This window comes from Pyruvatibacter sp., from assembly GCF_040219635.1.
Taxonomy (GTDB): Bacteria; Pseudomonadota; Alphaproteobacteria; order CGMCC-115125; family CGMCC-115125; genus Pyruvatibacter.
In genome coordinates, this window is the sequence record NZ_JAVJSC010000004.1 from 406163 (window position 1) to 423264 (window position 17102).

Genomic DNA, 17102 nt, shown 5'->3' on the forward strand with positions numbered 1-17102 from the left:
TGGCACCAGCGCCGCGCGTTTTGGCGGCGCCCATGCCGGCACGATGCATGATGATCAAAAGCGGGCGCGGCGGCGATTCTCTTCGACCTGTTCAGGTGTCAGCTCAAAACCGATGACGACCTCATAAAGGCGACCGTCTTCCTCACCCACCTCCCAGGTTAGCCCCCTGAATGTACGGGTATAAACCGCCTGTCGCTGGCCCTGCTCGAACTCGACCTCGGCCTCAAACGTGGAACGTTGGAGAATGGTCTCGCCGTTGCGGGTGACAGCCACAAAGATGGGGGCCGTCACGACGCTTCGTGAGGCGGCCGGGCCTGCGGTCACACCCATGGACAGCGCGTAGTCCACGTCAATTTCGGTATCGTCGTAGGAGCACTCGGCAACCGCATCCAGAAGTTCCCAGCGATACGCCACATCGGTGATGTCGCGGCCCTGGGCGTCGCGATACTCGGTTTTGAGTTGAGCATCGGCCAGAATGCCCGCGTTCGGGCAGCCGCGTTTGACAGCGACTTCACGGTCGGCACCGCTCCACCACCCGCACCCGGCGATGAGAAGGGCTGCGGCTGCCATAAATCCAACGCGTGAGACTGAGCGTATAAAGGGAAATACCCTTGATAGACTGGGGTTTTTTACTGCTGCCATTCGGTATTTCAATGCCTTGACTTGGGGGGCCGGGTGGCTCACTTACGCTTGGAGACTGCCGCTTGAAGACTGTGAGAACAAAGTATCGCAGTCAGATGGTGAGCGGGTAGGAACAGTAAGCCAAGCGCGCCCACCCCAGCAAGGCACAACACGCGAGGGATGTTGGTGACAAGGTTCTTTGTGCCCGTGAGAGTTTTGTTTTGGCCGTAATGCGGAAAGACCGTTCGTGACCCAGCGCCCTCCTGTTTCCATACTGCTCGCTGCCCCGCGCGGCTTTTGTGCCGGCGTTGACCGGGCCATACTGATGGTTGAACGCGCCATCGAAAAATACGGCGCGCCGGTATTTGTCCGCCACGAGATTGTGCACAACCGCCACGTGGTGGAGGAGCTTGAGCGCAAGGGTGCCGTATTCGTGGAAGAGCTTGACGAGATCAGCGATCCGTCACGGCCGGTGATTTTTTCGGCTCACGGTGTACCCAAGTCAGTTCCTGCGGACGCTGAGCAGCGCGGCATGTTTTATCTGGACGCCACCTGCCCGCTGGTTTCCAAGGTGCATGTGGAGGCCAATCGTCACTTCGAGGAAGGCCGCCACATTCTGATGATCGGCCATGAGGGGCACCCGGAAGTGGAAGGCACGCTTGGCCAGTTACCTGATGGTGCGATTACGCTGATTGAAACCGTGGGTGACGCAAACTCTGTCACCCCCCCGGACCCCCAAAACCTTGCTTACGTGACACAAACCACGCTGTCGCTCGACGATACGCTGGCAGTTGTCGAAACTCTCAAGAAGCGCTTTCCGGCCATTCGCGGACCGCACAAAAACGATATCTGTTACGCGACCACCAACCGGCAGGCGGCAGTCAAGGCTATCGCGGAAAGCTGCGATACGCTGTTTGTGGTGGGTGCGCCCAATTCCTCAAACTCGGTTCGGCTGGTGGAAGTTGCCGAGAAAGCGGGCTGCACAACGGCGCAACTGGTGCAAAAGGCATCTGAAGTTGACTGGACAGCCCTTGAAACTGCTGTTGCCGCACGCAACGGCGGCCGGTTTGTTGTGGGCCTGACGGCGGGTGCCTCAGCTCCCGAATCGCTGGTTCAGGGTGTCATTGATGAGATTTCCCGCCGCTTTGCCGTCACCACCGAAGAAGTAACGGTGTCGTCCGAGGACGTAATCTTCAAGCTGCCCAAGCAACTGATTGCTTCGTGACACGGGTGTGCTGATGTGTTGCGCCTTTGCGCGCGAGCCTGATACGACAAGCAATGGCGGTTTACACAGAGATTCCCGACGATGCACTGGCGGACTTCATGTCGCGCTACGACATCGGCACGCTTAGTTCCATCAAGGGCATTGCCGAGGGCGTCGAAAACTCGAACTTTCTGCTGCACACCACCACCTCGCCCTACATTCTGACCCTGTATGAAAAACGCACGGCGGAAAGCGACCTGCCGTTTTTTCTGGGGCTGATGGAGCATCTCGCAGCGCGAGGTCTCGCCTGCCCTGTGCCGGTACATGCACGCGACGGAACCCTGCTGCACCGGCTTGCGGGGCGTCCGGCGGCGCTTGTGACTTTTCTTGAGGGCATGGACGTGAAACGCCCGACCGCAGCGCACTGCGCACAGGTTGGCAGCGCCCTTGCCGCCATGCACGAGGCAGGCAGCGACTTTTCAATGACGCGCCCCAACGCGCTTTCGGTCGCGGGGTGGCATACTCTCGCAGACACCGTGGCCGGGCGCGCTGACCGTGTGAGCGAAGGGCTGGGCGCGCTGATTGCGGATGAGTTGGCGCTGATGGCGGCACACTGGCCAAATGATCTGCCGACCGGCGTCATTCATGCCGACCTTTTTCCAGACAACGTGTTCTTCATCGGCGCGGAACTGTCGGGCCTGATCGACTTTTATTTCGCCTGCACTGATGCGTATGCCTATGACATTGCAATCTGTCTTAATGCCTGGTGCTTTGAGGCAGATGACAGTTTCAACGTGACCAAAGGCCGGGCGCTGCTTTCAGGCTACAACAAAGTGCGGTCGCTTGATGATGCGGAAGCCGACGCCCTGCCCCTGCTAGCACGCGGCGCGGCCCTGCGGTTTTTGCTGACCCGTCTGGTGGACTGGCTGGATGGCCCGCAGGATGCGCTGGTGAAGCCAAAAGACCCGCGCGAGTATTTGAAACGCCTGCGGTTTCATCAACACGCCGTGGGCGCTGCTGACTACGGATATGGCGGCTGATGACGCGGGTTGATGTCTATACGGATGGCGCGTGTTCAGGAAACCCCGGCCCCGGTGGCTGGGGGGCAATCCTGATTGCAGGCAACAATGAGCGCGAGATTTCCGGCGGCGAAGCAGGCACCACCAACAACCGCATGGAACTCATGGCGGCAATCATGGCGCTGGAAACCATGACGCGGTCCGTTGAAGTTCATCTGCACACGGATTCAACCTATGTGCGCGACGGCATTACCAAATGGATTCACGGGTGGAAGAAAAACGGCTGGCGTACAGCCGCCAAAAAGCCGGTAAAAAACGCCGACCTGTGGCAGCGACTGGAGGAGGCCGCTGAACGGCATACCGTTGAATGGCACTGGGTAAAAGGCCACTCAGGTCACCCGCTAAATGACCGGGCAGATGAATTGGCCCGCAACGGGCTTGAGGCCTATCGGTAGCGCACCAGGCAGATGTGGCATGGACCCCCGCCACCGGGGGTCCACACAGTGCTTCTGATGGTGTTTCTGATTGAGCTAAAGCTGACCAAGCATCGTCTCGGCACCGGACGCCTTGGCTTCGCCGGGGTTGGCTTCCTGGTTGAGGCTTTTCACCACACCGTCTTCCACCAGCATGGAATAGCGCAGCGAGCGGGTGCCCATGCCAAAGCCGGACCCATCAAAATCAAGGCCCATGGCTTTTGTCAGGTCGCCATTGCCATCGCCCACCATCTGCACTTTGTCGCCGGCAGACTGCGCCTTGCCCCAGGCATCCATCACGAACGCATCATTGACTGACAGGCAGACAATGCTGTCCACGCCTTTGCCTTTAATTTCATCCGCATGCTGAATAAATCCGGGCAGATGCTGGTTTGAGCATGTGGGCGTGAACGCGCCCGGCAGGGCGAACACGACCACTTTCTTGCCGGCGAACATGTCGGCTGTAGCGACCGGGGTCGGACCGTTTTCGGTCATGATGGTGAGGGTTGCGTCCGGAATACGATCGCCAACGCTGATGGCCATTGGAAAATCTCCCTTGAATGGTGAGGTGTTTTGCGGGTGTCAATTTGGCCCGCATTAAACCCGCAAGGGAGCGGAATGGCCAGCCTATTGTGGGGGAAGAACATACTCGAAGTGTTGCGCCCACATCGGCGTGTCAGGCTCAGCTGCAGCCACTGCCTCTGCCCCATCGGCAACGGTGATGGCCAGTGTCGCGCCACCGTGCAAACCCGGACCACCTTTGTGGATTTTGACCGGAAACACAAAACGCGCGTGGGAGCCGTCGGGCTGATAGGTGGGCGTGCCGAGATAGGCACGGGCCGGGCCGTCCACCAGTTCAGCAATGATGGTCGGAGCCGACCATGCCGCAGGGGCATTCACGTCGATCACCAGCCGCGCACCTTTGTTGTCAGTGACGGGTTCAACGCGCGCGAGTATTGCCCCATGGGCCGCGGGCACACGCTCCCGCCAGCGGGCAATATCGTTCGCGAAGCGCGTCGTCGCAGCGGGCGCTGCGGCGAACGTCAGTTGTGCTTTTGCTTCAACGGGAATGCACAGCTCTTCGCAGGCGCCGTACACAACATCAGCCGCCAGAACCACCGGCGCGCCGGGCACCTGCGGGGTCACGGTGAGCGGAAACACAACGCGGCCCTCGTAGCCAAAACTGATATCACCGGGCAGATCAAAGCGCTGCGGCATGGGATACGACACACCAACGGATGCGACGTTAGTGGAACGGGAAAAGTCGAACATCGGCGCAATTCCTGTGTCACCAGGGGTGCTCCAATAGGTTTTCCAGTTCTTGTCGAGGGTGATTTCGACCCCCGCCGCCAAAGCGGTTTCACCCGGTTGCAAGGTGGCAGATGTTTGCGCTGCCACGAGCCGCAACCTTGATGCCATGCTTACGTCCCACGCACTAGCGCCGGGGGGTGCTGCGTGCGTGGCCAGCCGCTCGCCAAGCCGTGTGTCGCCGGCATGTGTGGGGGCTGAGAAACCCATACCCAGCGCAACCGCAGCAAGGCACGCCACCACACAAGGCATGTTGAAAAAAGTTCGTTGCATGGTTCGCATCATAACGCGGAAAGCTGAACGTTGCCTGCCAACTGCGCCCGCGACGGTCACTGTTGCGTGAGGTGCGTTAATCTCGTCTCCATGCGGGCTTTGGCGGTGGATGCCTGACGGGGTAACATCACCGCATGACAGCAGATAAATCACCATTCATGACGGACCCTTCGCGGTCGCTGCAAGGCCGGTTTCTTATTGCCATGCCCGCAATGGAAGACCGCCGCTTTGCGCAGACAGTTGTCTATATGTGCTCGCACGGGGATGACGGTGCCATGGGACTGATTATCAACCGACGCGCTGACCACATCACGTTTGACGAACTGCTGGACCAGTTGTCGATTGAGGTCGCCGGTGCCTCACCTGCCAATGTGCCTATCCATGTTGGCGGCCCGGTGGAAACCGGGCGCGGCTTTGTGCTGCATTCAACCGAATACAAAGGTACCGGCGCCACTGTTCAGGTAGGTGACGGGGTAGGCCTGACCGCGACAACAGATGTGCTGCGCGCCATTGCGGGCGGCGATGGCCCGCGCGACACGCTGCTGGTGCTGGGCTATGCAGGCTGGGGTGCAGGCCAGCTTGAAGCGGAAATAAAAGCCAATGGCTGGCTGGTATGTGACGCAGGGCCGGAGCTGATTTTTGTGCCACCGCCCAATGAAAAATGGTCGCGCGCCATGGCCACACTTGGCGTTGACCCAGCGCTACTGTCTGCTGAGGCCGGCCACGCATAGGTGCCCGCGCAAAGCCTTGTTTGCGCACGCTGGCGGGCTACCTTTTTCACTGTATGATGGTGTTGAAACTCAATAGCAAAGGCTGACCCCGCGCATGCGTGACGAGGCGCTGATACATTTTCATTACGGACGGAAAATATCCGCCGGGCTGCACATCGCCGAAGATGGCGGGTCAGCGCCTGCGCTGATTGAAGTCGCCGCGCCCTACCTGGACCCGCGTGACCCCGGCCGTTCGGCTGTCGGCTTTTGCGCCGCGCACCCGCAGTCCGTTGCTGACATTACCGCCCCGCCGCCCTTGGGGTGGCAAAACTGGAAGTTCAGCGACTGGGACAACTGGTTTGGCCGCATTAACGGCGTTTTTCTGGTTGATCTTCAGACGCTGCGGGTGGTGCAGTGGCCGATGTATCGCACCTCCAAAGCTCACGTGCCTTGCGATCTGTCCCGCGTGCCCGGGCGGTTGGTGCCGATTGAGGACCTGGTGGCGAATGACCCGCAACCACGATCTGCACGCATTGCCGCCCTGCTGGATGACATGCCGGACCGCTAGTCCTATGTCTTGAGCGTTAGTCTATTTTACTCAGCCGTTTGAAAGCCCTGCCATGACCACTCCCGATGAACTCTTCTTCACCCGCGCCGGTCTTGATCCTGACCGTTTGACGCGGATTGTCGCCGACACGCTGTCGGGTGCGGATGATGGCGAGCTGTTTCTTGAGTACACCCAGTCAGAGGCTTTGGCCTTTGATGATGGTCGGTTGAAGACGGCGAGCTTTGATACGGGCCAGGGCTTTGGTTTGCGCTGTGTTGCCGGTGAGGCCACGGGCTATGCCCACGCGTCTGATCTGTCGGAAGCTGCTGTCAAACGTGCCGCAGATGCTGTGCAGGCGGTGAAGGCCGGGCATTCGGGCTCGATGGCTGCCGGTCCGCAGGCCACCAACGCGCATTTGTATGGCGATGAAAATCCGCTCGGCGGGCCGTCGTTTGATGAGAAGGTCAAACTGCTTCAGGAAATTGATGCCTATGCCCGCGCCAAAGACCCGCGCGTGCGGCAGGTCTCAGCCTCGCTGTCGGGCGAGTGGCAGGCGGTGATGATTTTGCGTGCCGACGGGCAGATCGTGCGCGATGTGCGCCCGCTCGTGCGGTTCAATGTGAGCGTGGTCGTGGGCGACGGGGACCGTCAGGAATCAGGATCATTTGGCACCGGCGGTCGCGAAAATTATGCGCGCTTCATTGAAACCCAAAGCTGGCAGGCAGGCGCTGACGAAGCGCTGCGGCAGGCATTGGTGAATCTTGAGGCCGCGCCCGCCCCTGCCGGGGAAATGGACGTGGTGCTGGGGCCGGGCTGGCCGGGCATTTTGCTGCACGAAGCGATTGGTCACGGCCTTGAAGGCGACTTCAACCGCAAGGGGCAATCAGCCTTTGCCGGGCTGATGGGGCAGCGTGTTGCCTCCCCCGGTGTCACCGTGGTGGACGATGGCACGCTGGACAACAGGCGCGGCTCGCTGACCGTTGACGATGAAGGCACACCGACATCGCGCACGGTGTTGATCGAGGACGGCATTCTCAAGGGCTACATGCAGGACCGCCTCAATGCGCGCCTCATGGGCGTTGCAGCAACCGGCAACGGGCGGCGCGAGAGCTTCGCCCACCAGCCGATGCCACGCATGACCAACACCTACATGACCGAAGGCAACCGCGACCCCGGCGAGATACTGGCGGGCGTCAAGAAAGGCATTTACGCCACCAACTTCGGCGGCGGCCAGGTGGATATCACCAACGGCAAGTTCGTGTTTTCCTGCACCGAGGCCTACATGATTGAGGACGGCAAGGTGACCACCCCCATCAAGGGCGCAACGCTGATCGGCAACGGCGCCGACGCTTTGACCCGCATCAAGGCCATTGGCAACGACATGAAGCTCGACACTGGCATCGGCACCTGCGGCAAGGCCGGACAGGGCGTGCCCGTGGGCGTCGGCCAGCCGACCTTGCATATGGAAGCACTGACGGTGGGCGGGACGGCTGCGTAGTCAATCACACCATCAAGTAATAGCCGCAAGCCAGCGCTGTATCGCGCGGCGCGATGTCAGCCGCACCACGGGCACCTGCGGGTAGCGTTCCAGCGCATCTGTCAGCGTGGGCCGCGTATCGCGCGGGAAGTTCCACAGCCAGACAAAGAACGCGGCATCAAACTTTTCAGGGCACCCGGGTGCCATGTCACTGCGCACCTGACCTGACTGTTTTAGCACGCGGGTAACGGCACCCCACAGGCTTGCCCAGCGGCCAAAATCCAGAAACACCACGAGGTCTGTGCGGGGCATCCTGATGTCGAAGGTTGCGGCGAAATTGCCATCCATGACCCATGTCTCACGCGCGGCCAGTTCTTCGACAGCCGCAGGCCAGTGATCTTCGGTCATGGGCACCCAGCCAGGTTGCCAGTAGTGCTTGTCGAGGTGGATCAGTGGCAGGTCCAGCTTTGCCGCGAGGGCCTTGCTCAGCGTTGATTTTCCCGCGCCGCCGGGGCCGATGACCATGATACGGCGCATAGGCTTGGTCATGATGCATAGACGCTAGGAATCATCATCACCGACGCCCGCAATCGGACGTTTCTGGCCAGACGCGATGTCGAAATAGACCTGGCCCCCATCGCGCCGCGTTGATGTTGCACGCAGGCCGAGTTCGGGAAAATCCACCACCTCCACAGCCGCGCGCTCGCCGCCCGTGAGATAAACCAGCGGTTCCTCGCCCGTGTTCCACAAAGCGTGTGCTGTTCCATCGGTGGGAAATCCCAAAAAGTCACCGGGGCCAATGGGTGTGCGAATGTCGTCAAGCTGGACCTCGCCGGTGCCGGAAAGCACGAACGCAAACTCTTCTTCTGCATGATGCGCGTGCAGCGGAAACGCTTTTTTGCCGGGTGCGACCCTGACCAGATGCAACGGGGCACGTTTAAGACCGGCCCTGTCTGCCAAAGGAACGAGCAGCACTTCGGCAGCATCATCTTTGGGATGCTGAATGTGCAAAAACTCTTTGTCCTTCAGCTTTGTCGTATGGATCAAAATGCTGTCAGACATCTGCCAAGACCCCATTCCCGGAACAACACGCAAACCACTTTCTAGCACACCCATTCAGATACAAAGTGCAATGGGCTAGGTTTATCTTATGGCGGCATGCACGGTGCTGACCGCACCGCAACAACAGGACTATCAACAATGCGCCTGCTGCACGCAGTATTTCGCTTTGTCAGTCTGAGGGTGACAGCATTCCTCGAAAAGCCGCTGCCTGGCTATCAGCCATTCACGCCGTCTGATCCTGAGACGTTGCGCAGGGTGTTGCAGCCAGGCGACGTGCTGCTGGTGGAAGGCAACCGGCGGATGTCGGCGGCAATCAAATATTTGACCCAGTCCACCTGGTCGCACGCGGCCATCTATGTGGGTAATGCGGTGGAGGCGGAACCGGGCAGTGATGGCTGCATGTTGGTGGAGGCTGACGTAAAACACGGTGTGGTCGCTGTGCCGTTGTCGAAATACGCCGATTTCAACACACGCATCTGCCGCGCGTCGCGGCTGCGGCCCGATGACCGGGACGCCATCGTGCACTATGCGATAGGCCGTATCGGCGACACCTATGACATGCGCAATGTGTTTGACCTGTTGCGCTACCTGCTGCCGACGCCGCCCGTGCCGGTGCGCTACCGGCGGCGGATGCTGGCGCTGGGAGCGGGCGACCCGACACGGGCCATTTGTTCAACCATGATTGCGCAGGCGTTTCAGGAGGTGGGATATCCGATCCTGCCGCTGATCTCGACGGTGGATGACCCGACGCCGCGGGTTGCCTCCAGCTATACACGCAACGAGATTTTGCACATCAGGCATTACTCGCTTTTCGTGCCGCGTGATTTTGATGTGTCGCCGTTTTTCAGCATCATCAAACCCACCATTGAAGGCGGGTTCGATTATAAATCCATTGTCTGGGCCGACGAGCCGGACACGCCTGCCTCAGTATGAATACTCGGCAAACAGCCTATCCAGATTGCCGTTCCATTTGCCCTCGTAGTGCGCAAGCAGTTCTTCGGCAGGCGTCCGCGCTTCGTCGATAGTGGTTTCAACAGCGGCCAGAAACCCGCGCTCGTCGCCGTCAAAGCCGTCCATGCGGGCGCGGGCTTTGAGGCCGCCCTGCGCAATCGTGAGGGCATCACGGGCAATGTCGAGCACGGTGCGATCACGGAACGGCGTTTTGAGGACCGTAATCGGCACTTGTTGGTGTAGCCGCTCGCGCTCCTCAACTGTCCAGTCTTTGACCAGTTCCCACGCGGCGGCCTGCGCGGCACCGTCATATAGCAGCCCAACCCAGAATGCTGGCAGCGCGCACAGACGGCGCCACGGGCCACCGTCCGCACCGCGCATCTCGATGAAGCGCTTGAGTCGGGCTTCGGGGAAAATTGTTGTGAGATGACTTTCCCAGTCGTCCAGCGTCGGGCGCTCACCTTCAAGACCCGTGAGCTTGCCCGCCATGAAGTCACGGAACGAGTGCCCGGCAACGTCAACATACGCGCCGTTGCGATAGACGAAATACATCGGCACATCCAGCGCATAGTCCGTGTACTGCTCAAAACCGAAACCCTGCTCGAACACAAACGGCAACATGCCGGTACGGTCCTTGTCGGTATCGAGCCATACGGCGGCGCGGTTTGACAATATGCCGTTGGGCTTGCCTTCCACGAAGGGCGAATTGGCAAACAGCGCTGTGACAATCGGCTGAAGCGCGATGGCGATCCGATATTTCTGCACCATGTCGGCTTCGGATGAAAAATCGAGGTTCACCTGAACCGTGCAGGTGCGAAACATCATATCGAGGCCGCGGCTGCCGACCGTGGGCATATAGCGCTTCATGATGGCATAGCGGCCCTTGGGCATGATCGGCGTCTGCTCAAGGGTGCGGCGGGGGGCAAATCCAAGACCGATGAAGCCCGCACCGATTTCACCGGCGACAGTTGCCACCTGCGCCAGGTGCGTGTGAACCTCATCACAGGTCTGGTGCAGGGTTTCAAGCGGCGCACCCGACAGTTCAAACTGGCCGCCGGGCTCAAGCGTGATGGACCCGCCGCCGGTCTGGTCATTGCCCATCATGGCAATGACATTGCCGTCCTCAATGGCCGGCTCCCAGCCAAACCGCGCCATGCCTTCCAGCATTGCCTTGACGGTCGCACCTTCTTCGCCGGGCGCATTGTCGTAGGGCATCGGGCTTAAGTCATTGGTACGGTAGCCGAACTTTTCGTGCTCGGTGCCAATGCGCCAGTCGCTTTGAGGTTTGGAGCCTGACGCCAGATACGCAACCAGCTCGTCGCGGGTTTCAACAGGCTGCGCCTCGGCGCGCGAGGTGGGTGGTGCCGACATCTCTGGTTTCCTCAGACCCTCGAAGCGGGGTCCATGCAGCCCCGCCACACTGCCCCCGCAACACACACATTGTCAGGCAGTTTTTATTTTGAACCCTCGACATGTAGGGGCTGGCGCAAATCCGCACAAGTCAGAAGGTGTCTGTAATAAAGTATCCGGCAGAAGCTGCTCTGATCGCGGGCGGCGATACTATCGCCAGTCGCCCAGCACGGACTGCCACAGGGCCATGGCCGCCACCAGCGCCGTGTCGGCGCGCATGATGCGCGGCCCAAGCGACACCGGGTGGGCACAGGGCATGGCGGCCAGGGTTTTGCGTTCAGCTTCGTCAAAGCCGCCTTCGGGACCGATGAGGATGGCCCAGGGCGATTTTTTGGCGGTTGCCGGCAGAGCACGCAGATAATCCGCAGGGGAAACATCACCTGCGCGCGCCAAACCCTCATCGCAAAACAATATCTGCCGCTCGGCAGACCAACGCGTGAGCACCGCGTCCAGCTTCAGGGACTCTTCCACCTGCGGCACAAACAGCATGTTGCATTGCTCGGCGGCCTCCACACAGTTCGCCAGCAGGCGGGATGTCTTCACCCGCTCCGCCTGGGTGCGCCGGGTAATGACCGGCTGCAGCAGGCTGGCGCCCATTTCAGTTGCTTTTTGCGCCACATAGTCAATGCGGGTGCGCTTGATGGGGGCAAACAGCAAATGCAGGTCTTGCGCGTTTGAAGGCTGGGACCGGGTTTTCTCGTGCGTGGTCAGGCTGGCGCGCTTTTTGCCGATGTCATCAATCCGTGCCAGCCATTCGCCGTCAGCGCCATTGAACACCAGCACCGTGTCGCCAGGCTTTTTGCGCATGACATTGGCCAGGTAATGGGCCTGTTCCGGGGCAAGCGGAACGGCTGCGTTCGCTGCCAGCGGTACGTCCACAAATAGGCGAATCAGATTTGACCGGTTGCTCGACATGGTGCCCCCAAGTATCACGTGTGACATGACACCGTCTCAAGATAACAGACCGGATGCCCCGGACACGCCTGACCTGCCTGAGGATGGCCGGGTAGCCGATGCCCCGGCGGGAAACTGGGTGGACCGGTGGGCCCCCGCCCCCGCACGCCCCTATCTGCGGCTGATGCGGGCCGACCGGCCCATCGGGACATGGCTGCTGTTCTGGCCGTGCGCCTGGTCGATCACGCTGGCCGCACCCCAGACAGGGCAATATGTGCTGCACCCGGCCATACTGTGGCTGCTGGTGTTGTTCGGCGTCGGTGCCTTCGTGATGCGCGGCGCAGGGTGCGTGTGGAACGATGTTTCAGATCGCGACATAGACGCCGCCGTGGCGCGCACCGCCAGCAGGCCCATTCCCAGTGGTCAGGTGAGCGTCACACAGGCGCTGTGGTTCCTGATTGTTTTGCTGGCCATCGGCTTTGGCATTCTCATTCAGCTTACCTGGGCAGCCATCGGCCTTGGCGTTTTGTCGCTGGCGCTGGTGGCAATCTATCCGTTTGCAAAGCGCTTCACATGGTGGCCGCAGGTGTTTTTAGGCCTCGCCATCAACTGGGGGGCGCTCATGGGGTGGGCGGCGGTGACGGGCAGCATCTCGCTTGCGCCGGTATTTTTGTATCTTGCGGGTATCGCGTGGACGCTGGGCTATGACACGATCTATGCGCATCAGGACAAGGAAGACGACGCGCTGATTGGTGTGAAATCAACGGCGCTGCGGCTGGGCGGTGCCACGAAGCGCTGGCTGTGGGTTTTTTACGGCGCAACGCTGGTGTTTTTGGCGTTGGCGGGACTGGCCGCGGGTATCGGCTATGTCTATTTCGCTGGTCTCGTCATTGGCAGTTTTCATTTGTTGCGACAGGTGCGCGACACCGATCTGGACGATGGGGCAGAATGCCTCGCGGCATTCAAATCCAACCGCGACTTTGGGGCCATTGTATTTGCCGCCCTTCTGGCGGGCACCCTTGGAAGTTCGCTGTGATGAACTGATCCAATGCCGGTGCGACTGCGTATTTCAGGTAATTGGGATGCAGGCAACCGGGAGCCGGGCGATGGCGCAGTCAGTCTTTACACGGATTATCAACGACACGTTTCGTTTTGTGGCGCAGATGTTTGCGTTTAACGGCATGTATGAGCGCAAGGTCGTGTATGTGCGCAATCGGCTGCCGCACTAACCGCCAGCGAGCCATGCACTGGCTGCAAGCCTGCGTCGCGCGCCGACGCGTTGAGAAATTGTGCACTGCACACTAGATAGTGTTGTGAGAGGGAATGGCCCCTCCTCCTGCTTCGGGAGCTGCGAAATGACACCTTTTGTAAAATCATGGATTGATGCCGCGGCAGCCGCCGTCAGCACATTTGCGGGCGTAGCCTATGAGCCGCCTCTGGCACCTGCGGCCATCGCACCCCAAACCGACCAGATGATGCTGCCGTTCGGCAATGTAGCCCATCGCGCCCGCCTTCACGCCGCCCCCGCCGAACGCAAAAGCGAGCCCGGCGCGCTGGCCGCCTGAATACCCTGCGCGCAGGACGCGCTGACGCACACGACAAGAGCCTCCCCCGACCACATGTCGGCGGGAGGCTTTTTTGTGCATGATCGGACAGCGCGCGCGCTTTGACACAAACAATGAACCGTGGTTCACTCCTTTAAGAACTGAACCGGAGTTCATACCTTGGCCTACCGCAAAACCGGCAAAGTCGTCGCACAACTTGAAGCCAACCGGGCTCGCATCCTTGATGCGGCGCGAGTGCTTGTGTTTGAGGGCGGCTTTCAGGCTGCCAGCGTGGCGGCTGTGGCCGGGCGCGCAGGCGTGGCAACGGGCACGCTCTACCGTTATTTTGCCTCGCGTGAAGCGCTGCTGCTGGATGTGTTTCGCGCCATTTCGGATGTCGAGATGACCCGGCTGGAAGCGATTGCCGCCGGACCCGGACGTCCCGCAGACCGGCTGCGGGACGTGGCGCATGGGTTTGTCAGCCGTGCCGTGCGCGGTGCCCGGCAGGCCTATGCCCTGCTCGCAGAACCCGTGGACGGCGCGTTGGCCGACGAACGCATGGCCTACCGGCGACGCCATGCAATGATTTTTGAACGATTGATGCGTGAAGCACAGGCGGCAGGCGACATAGCTCCGCTGGATGCTCATGTGACAGCAGCAGCAATTGCAGGGGCCATCCCCTCCGCACTGACACTGCACGGGCCTGACCGCGTGCCAGACGCCCGCTCTCTGGTAAACGCCGTATTGCGCATGTCTGGTCTTGATCCCCATACGGATGATATCTCACACAAGGATGCTTCCCATGATCAATCCGCTTGATCTCATCACCCAACAGCAGCTTGACGACGTGAAGCAGCGCTCCGATGCCAGGGCGCTGTGGCTGGTCGCTTTCAACTGGGGCCTGATCGGTGCTGCCATGGCGATGTTTGCCATCTGGCCCGGCGTGCTGACGTTTCTGGCTGCGGTCATCATCATTGGCACCCGGCAGCTTGGGCTGGCAGTGCTCATGCATGACGGGGCACACGGCACGCTGGCCAAAAGCCCGGCGCTCAACATGTTTTTGTCGCAGTGGCTGTGTGCCTACCCGATGCTGGCCGAGACCATGGCCTATCGGCGCTATCACCTGACGCATCATCGCAACACTCAGCAGGAAGATGACCCGGACCTTATCCTCTCCAAGCCCTTTCCCATCACCCGCAAGAGTTTCCGCCGCAAGCTGCTGCGCGACCTCACCGGGCAGACCGGCTATCAGCAGCGCAAGGCCCAGTTCCTCAATGCGCTGGGCGATGCATCGCTTGCATGGGACAAGCGCATAGACTGCTTCGCCAACAAGCTGGGCCGGGCTGTATTTGCCAATGTCGTGCTGTTTTCAGCCCTGGCGATGGCCGGGCAGTGGCATCTTTATTTTCTGCTTTGGGTTGTTCCCATGCTCACCTGGCATCAGGCCGTAACCCGCGTGCGCAACATTGCCGAGCACGCCATGGTGCCCGACAACAACGACCCGTTCCGCAATGCGCGCACCACCAAAGCCAACTGGTTCATGCGGCTGGTGCTGGCCCCCAACTTCGTGAACTATCACGTGGAACACCATCTGTTCATGTGGGTGCCCTGCTATAACCTGCCAAGGCTGCATGGGTACCTGATCGCCAACGGCCATGGTGACCGGATGGAAATCCGCGACAGCTATGTCGAGGTTCTGAAAATGGCGACCTCGCGGCCCGATGATGAAGACCGCCCGGGCAATGTGGTGCATAACGCCCGCAAACGCCGCGTCGCAGGCATTGTGTCTGAAGGCTTTGCTGAAACGGACACGCCGCCCGCCACGCCAAATGCCGCCTGAGGCCATCGCAGACCCGCACGCCTTTGTTGCGGGCAATTCGGTTTTGCAATCCGCACCGCTGGTGCCCGAAATCATGCTGCATCTGGCCGATGAGCGCGCTCCCCTGTGGACCAAGACGCAGCGTGATCTGTGGGACGACGGCATTGTCCTGCCCTACTGGGCATTTGCCTGGGCAGGTGGGCAGGCGCTGGCCCGATTGCTGTTGGATGAACCCGACCGGGTGCGCGGCAAGCGTGTTGTGGATTTTGCGTCTGGCAGCGCCATCGCAGCCATTGCCGCCATGAAGGCAGGTGCCGTCAGTGTGCTTGCCGCTGACATTGACCCGCTCGCCGCAACCGCAGCGCGCATGAATGCATCTGCGAATGGCGTAGCCGTTGAGACGTGTACAGACGACCTTGTGGGAACACCGCTTGACGCGTGGGACGTCATCATTGCAGGCGACATATGTTACGAGCAATCCGTAGCCGAGCGTGTGGGTGACTGGCTGCAGGCTGAAGCGCACGCAGGCCGCGACGTATTGATCGGCGACCCCGGCCGCACATTTTTGCCGCGTACCCATCTGGAGCCGGTGATCGGCTACAGCGTGAAATCATCGCGTGAACTTGACGACACGGATGTACGCAACGCCCGCGTCTGGCGCTTTGGTGGCAACTGACTAAACTCACGTCAACGCGCGACTCACACCCATTTTCATCACAGCGCGGCGGGGAGAATGATCCATGATCGAAACGCAGGTACAAGCCGTCGGGCTGTATATCGGCCTCAATCTGTTGCTGACACTGACGCTGGCCATATTGGTGGTGGGCCACCGCGCGAAAACCGGGATTAGCCTTGGCAACGGTGGCAACGACGCCCTTGAGCGCGCCATGCGTGTCCACGGTAACAACGTGGAATATGTGGCCATTGCCCTGCCCGGCCTGCTGGCGCTGGCCCTGTTGGGTGCGTCTGGCCTGCTGATTCACATTGCCGGGATTCTGGTCACCGTGGGTCGGCTTGGTCATGCCATTGGCCTCAGCAGGTCCATCACGCCGTTCCGGCAGATCGGCACGCTGGCCACCTGGATCGGCATTCTGGTGCTGGGATGTGGCTGTTTGTATGCAGTGCTTGGCTAAGCTGTCAGGGCCGCGCAGGCTTGCCGGTTGAGCCCCAGGTTTCATAGTCGGTGTGCCACACCTGCGCAGTGACTATCTCCGGCGGCTCGCCGTGATCAAGATACCAGCTATCCACCGCCCACTGCGTGCCGGTTTCCTGATCTATGATGGAGGGAGCCATATGCGGCAGATAGTCGATGATATTGCCCTTGTGCAGACGGCCACCCAGCCTGTGCTTGGTCACCAGCCTGTCTGCCATCAGCAGGCGGATATAGGTTGTGGTGTTCACCGTCTCGTCTGCGCAATCAAGCTGACGCTGCATCCACATGTTGGAATATGTGCCGGCAAGGTCCGCGTCGGTGCCGGTTGCAGCCCCTGCCAGCCGCTCAAGACGCGACACGGCAACGCGTATCAATTCACGTTCTTCCGCAGCGTTGGCGGGCGGCGTGGCAAATACAGCCTTCACGCTTTGCCACTGGCCGGGACTGAGCGACACCGTGTGTCGGTCACGGCACCCGTGGCCCGAGCAGATGACGAAACTTTCAGGCGTCGGCCCGCCTTCCGGGTGCAGCGTATAAATACGTTCCGCAATCGGTTGGTCGCGACCGCCCGCGCAGCCGGTAAGTATGGTGACCGCAAAAACCAGAAAAACAACGCGCCTCAGCATCATGCAGACCT

22 protein-coding genes are annotated in these 17102 nt (G+C 60.5%); 14 read left to right on the forward strand and 8 right to left on the reverse strand.

What is annotated here, in order from left to right:
- Positions 1-54: 54 nt before the first annotated feature.
- A complete protein-coding gene (locus RIB87_RS10700) occupies positions 55-570 on the reverse strand; it encodes a hypothetical protein (protein WP_350146394.1) in 516 nt (171 codons plus the stop codon).
- Between the two features lie 298 nt (positions 571-868).
- Here RIB87_RS10700 and ispH point away from each other — a divergent pair, with 298 nt between their 5' ends.
- The 3 genes from ispH to rnhA are packed head-to-tail and all read left to right on the forward strand — an operon-like array spanning position 869 to position 3299.
- A complete protein-coding gene (gene ispH, locus RIB87_RS10705; RefSeq protein ID WP_350146396.1) occupies positions 869-1846 on the forward strand; it encodes a 4-hydroxy-3-methylbut-2-enyl diphosphate reductase in 978 nt (325 codons plus the stop codon).
- A gap of 53 nt (positions 1847-1899) precedes the next feature.
- Positions 1900-2865: a homoserine kinase gene (locus tag RIB87_RS10710; protein WP_350146398.1), complete on the forward strand. Its 966-nt coding sequence runs from the start codon at positions 1900-1902 to the stop codon at positions 2863-2865.
- Complete coding sequence (gene rnhA / locus RIB87_RS10715) at positions 2865-3299, forward strand: ribonuclease HI (protein ID WP_350146400.1); 435 nt, start codon at positions 2865-2867, stop codon at positions 3297-3299. Before RIB87_RS10710 ends, rnhA begins: the two co-directional genes overlap by 1 nt.
- Before the next feature lie 75 nt (positions 3300-3374).
- On the opposite strand, the gene RIB87_RS10720 is transcribed toward rnhA, so the two are convergent.
- Positions 3375-3860 carry a peroxiredoxin gene (locus tag RIB87_RS10720; protein ID WP_350146402.1) on the reverse strand — a complete coding sequence of 162 codons (486 nt, stop codon included), beginning with the start codon at positions 3858-3860 and terminating at the stop codon, positions 3375-3377.
- 84 nt (positions 3861-3944) lie between these two features.
- Positions 3945-4898: a protein-disulfide reductase DsbD domain-containing protein gene (locus RIB87_RS10725; RefSeq protein WP_350146404.1), complete on the reverse strand. Its 954-nt coding sequence runs from the start codon at positions 4896-4898 to the stop codon at positions 3945-3947.
- Positions 4899-5032: 134 nt separating this feature from the next.
- Between RIB87_RS10725 and RIB87_RS10730 the strand changes: the two genes are divergently transcribed.
- The 3 genes from RIB87_RS10730 to tldD all read left to right on the forward strand — a co-directional run bounded on the left by RIB87_RS10730 (position 5033) and on the right by tldD (position 7653).
- Complete coding sequence (locus tag RIB87_RS10730) at positions 5033-5629, forward strand: YqgE/AlgH family protein (RefSeq protein WP_350146406.1); 597 nt, start codon at positions 5033-5035, stop codon at positions 5627-5629.
- A gap of 94 nt (positions 5630-5723) precedes the next feature.
- Complete coding sequence (locus RIB87_RS10735) at positions 5724-6176, forward strand: hypothetical protein (RefSeq protein WP_350146408.1); 453 nt, start codon at positions 5724-5726, stop codon at positions 6174-6176.
- Positions 6177-6228: 52 nt separating this feature from the next.
- The gene (gene tldD, locus RIB87_RS10740) at positions 6229-7653 is read left to right on the forward strand and encodes a metalloprotease TldD (RefSeq protein ID WP_350146410.1); all 1425 of its coding nucleotides are present in this window, start codon (positions 6229-6231) and stop codon (positions 7651-7653) included.
- A gap of 12 nt (positions 7654-7665) precedes the next feature.
- Here tldD and RIB87_RS10745 read toward each other — a convergent pair whose 3' ends face one another.
- Positions 7666-8181 carry a P-loop NTPase family protein gene (locus tag RIB87_RS10745; protein ID WP_350146412.1) on the reverse strand — a complete coding sequence of 172 codons (516 nt, stop codon included), beginning with the start codon at positions 8179-8181 and terminating at the stop codon, positions 7666-7668.
- Positions 8182-8193: 12 nt separating this feature from the next.
- Positions 8194-8694 carry a cupin domain-containing protein gene (locus RIB87_RS10750; protein WP_350146414.1) on the reverse strand — a complete coding sequence of 167 codons (501 nt, stop codon included), beginning with the start codon at positions 8692-8694 and terminating at the stop codon, positions 8194-8196.
- A 138-nt stretch (positions 8695-8832) separates the two neighbouring features.
- Here RIB87_RS10750 and RIB87_RS10755 point away from each other — a divergent pair, with 138 nt between their 5' ends.
- On the forward strand, positions 8833-9627 hold the full coding sequence (locus RIB87_RS10755) for a YiiX/YebB-like N1pC/P60 family cysteine hydrolase (protein WP_350146416.1): 795 nt from the start codon (positions 8833-8835) through the stop codon (positions 9625-9627).
- Here RIB87_RS10755 and RIB87_RS10760 read toward each other — a convergent pair.
- Both RIB87_RS10760 and RIB87_RS10765 read right to left on the reverse strand, forming a co-directional pair.
- Positions 9619-11016 carry a glutamate--cysteine ligase gene (locus tag RIB87_RS10760; protein WP_350146418.1) on the reverse strand — a complete coding sequence of 466 codons (1398 nt, stop codon included), beginning with the start codon at positions 11014-11016 and terminating at the stop codon, positions 9619-9621. The two genes, RIB87_RS10755 and RIB87_RS10760, sit on opposite strands and share 9 nt — an antisense overlap.
- A 189-nt stretch (positions 11017-11205) precedes the next feature.
- Positions 11206-11997 carry a 16S rRNA (uracil(1498)-N(3))-methyltransferase gene (locus RIB87_RS10765; protein WP_350146420.1) on the reverse strand — a complete coding sequence of 264 codons (792 nt, stop codon included), beginning with the start codon at positions 11995-11997 and terminating at the stop codon, positions 11206-11208.
- Between RIB87_RS10765 and ubiA the strand changes: the two genes are divergently transcribed.
- The 7 genes from ubiA to RIB87_RS10800 all read left to right on the forward strand — a co-directional run bounded on the left by ubiA (position 11996) and on the right by RIB87_RS10800 (position 16445).
- Positions 11996-12985 (forward strand): 4-hydroxybenzoate octaprenyltransferase, encoded by a 990-nt coding sequence (gene ubiA / locus RIB87_RS10770; RefSeq protein WP_350146422.1) that lies wholly within the window; start codon positions 11996-11998, stop codon positions 12983-12985. The two genes, RIB87_RS10765 and ubiA, sit on opposite strands and share 2 nt — an antisense overlap.
- 70 nt (positions 12986-13055) lie before the next feature.
- The gene (locus RIB87_RS10775) at positions 13056-13178 is read left to right on the forward strand and encodes a hypothetical protein (RefSeq protein ID WP_350146424.1); all 123 of its coding nucleotides are present in this window, start codon (positions 13056-13058) and stop codon (positions 13176-13178) included.
- 126 nt (positions 13179-13304) lie between these two features.
- A complete protein-coding gene (locus RIB87_RS10780) occupies positions 13305-13514 on the forward strand; it encodes a hypothetical protein (RefSeq protein ID WP_350146426.1) in 210 nt (69 codons plus the stop codon).
- Positions 13515-13673: 159 nt separating this feature from the next.
- A complete protein-coding gene (locus tag RIB87_RS10785) occupies positions 13674-14312 on the forward strand; it encodes a TetR/AcrR family transcriptional regulator (protein WP_350146428.1) in 639 nt (212 codons plus the stop codon).
- The gene (locus RIB87_RS10790; RefSeq protein WP_350146430.1) at positions 14296-15333 is read left to right on the forward strand and encodes a fatty acid desaturase family protein; all 1038 of its coding nucleotides are present in this window, start codon (positions 14296-14298) and stop codon (positions 15331-15333) included. Before RIB87_RS10785 ends, RIB87_RS10790 begins: the two co-directional genes overlap by 17 nt.
- Positions 15323-15988 carry a class I SAM-dependent methyltransferase gene (locus RIB87_RS10795; RefSeq protein ID WP_350146432.1) on the forward strand — a complete coding sequence of 222 codons (666 nt, stop codon included), beginning with the start codon at positions 15323-15325 and terminating at the stop codon, positions 15986-15988. The genes RIB87_RS10790 and RIB87_RS10795 overlap by 11 nt, the downstream gene beginning before the upstream one ends.
- Positions 15989-16052: 64 nt before the next feature.
- Positions 16053-16445, forward strand: a complete 393-nt coding sequence (locus RIB87_RS10800) for an MAPEG family protein (protein ID WP_350146434.1) — start codon at positions 16053-16055, stop codon at positions 16443-16445.
- Between the two features lie 4 nt (positions 16446-16449).
- Here the strand turns inward: RIB87_RS10800 and RIB87_RS10805 are convergent, their stop codons facing one another.
- Complete coding sequence (locus RIB87_RS10805) at positions 16450-17094, reverse strand: hypothetical protein (RefSeq protein ID WP_350146436.1); 645 nt, start codon at positions 17092-17094, stop codon at positions 16450-16452.
- Positions 17095-17102: the final 8 nt, after the last annotated feature.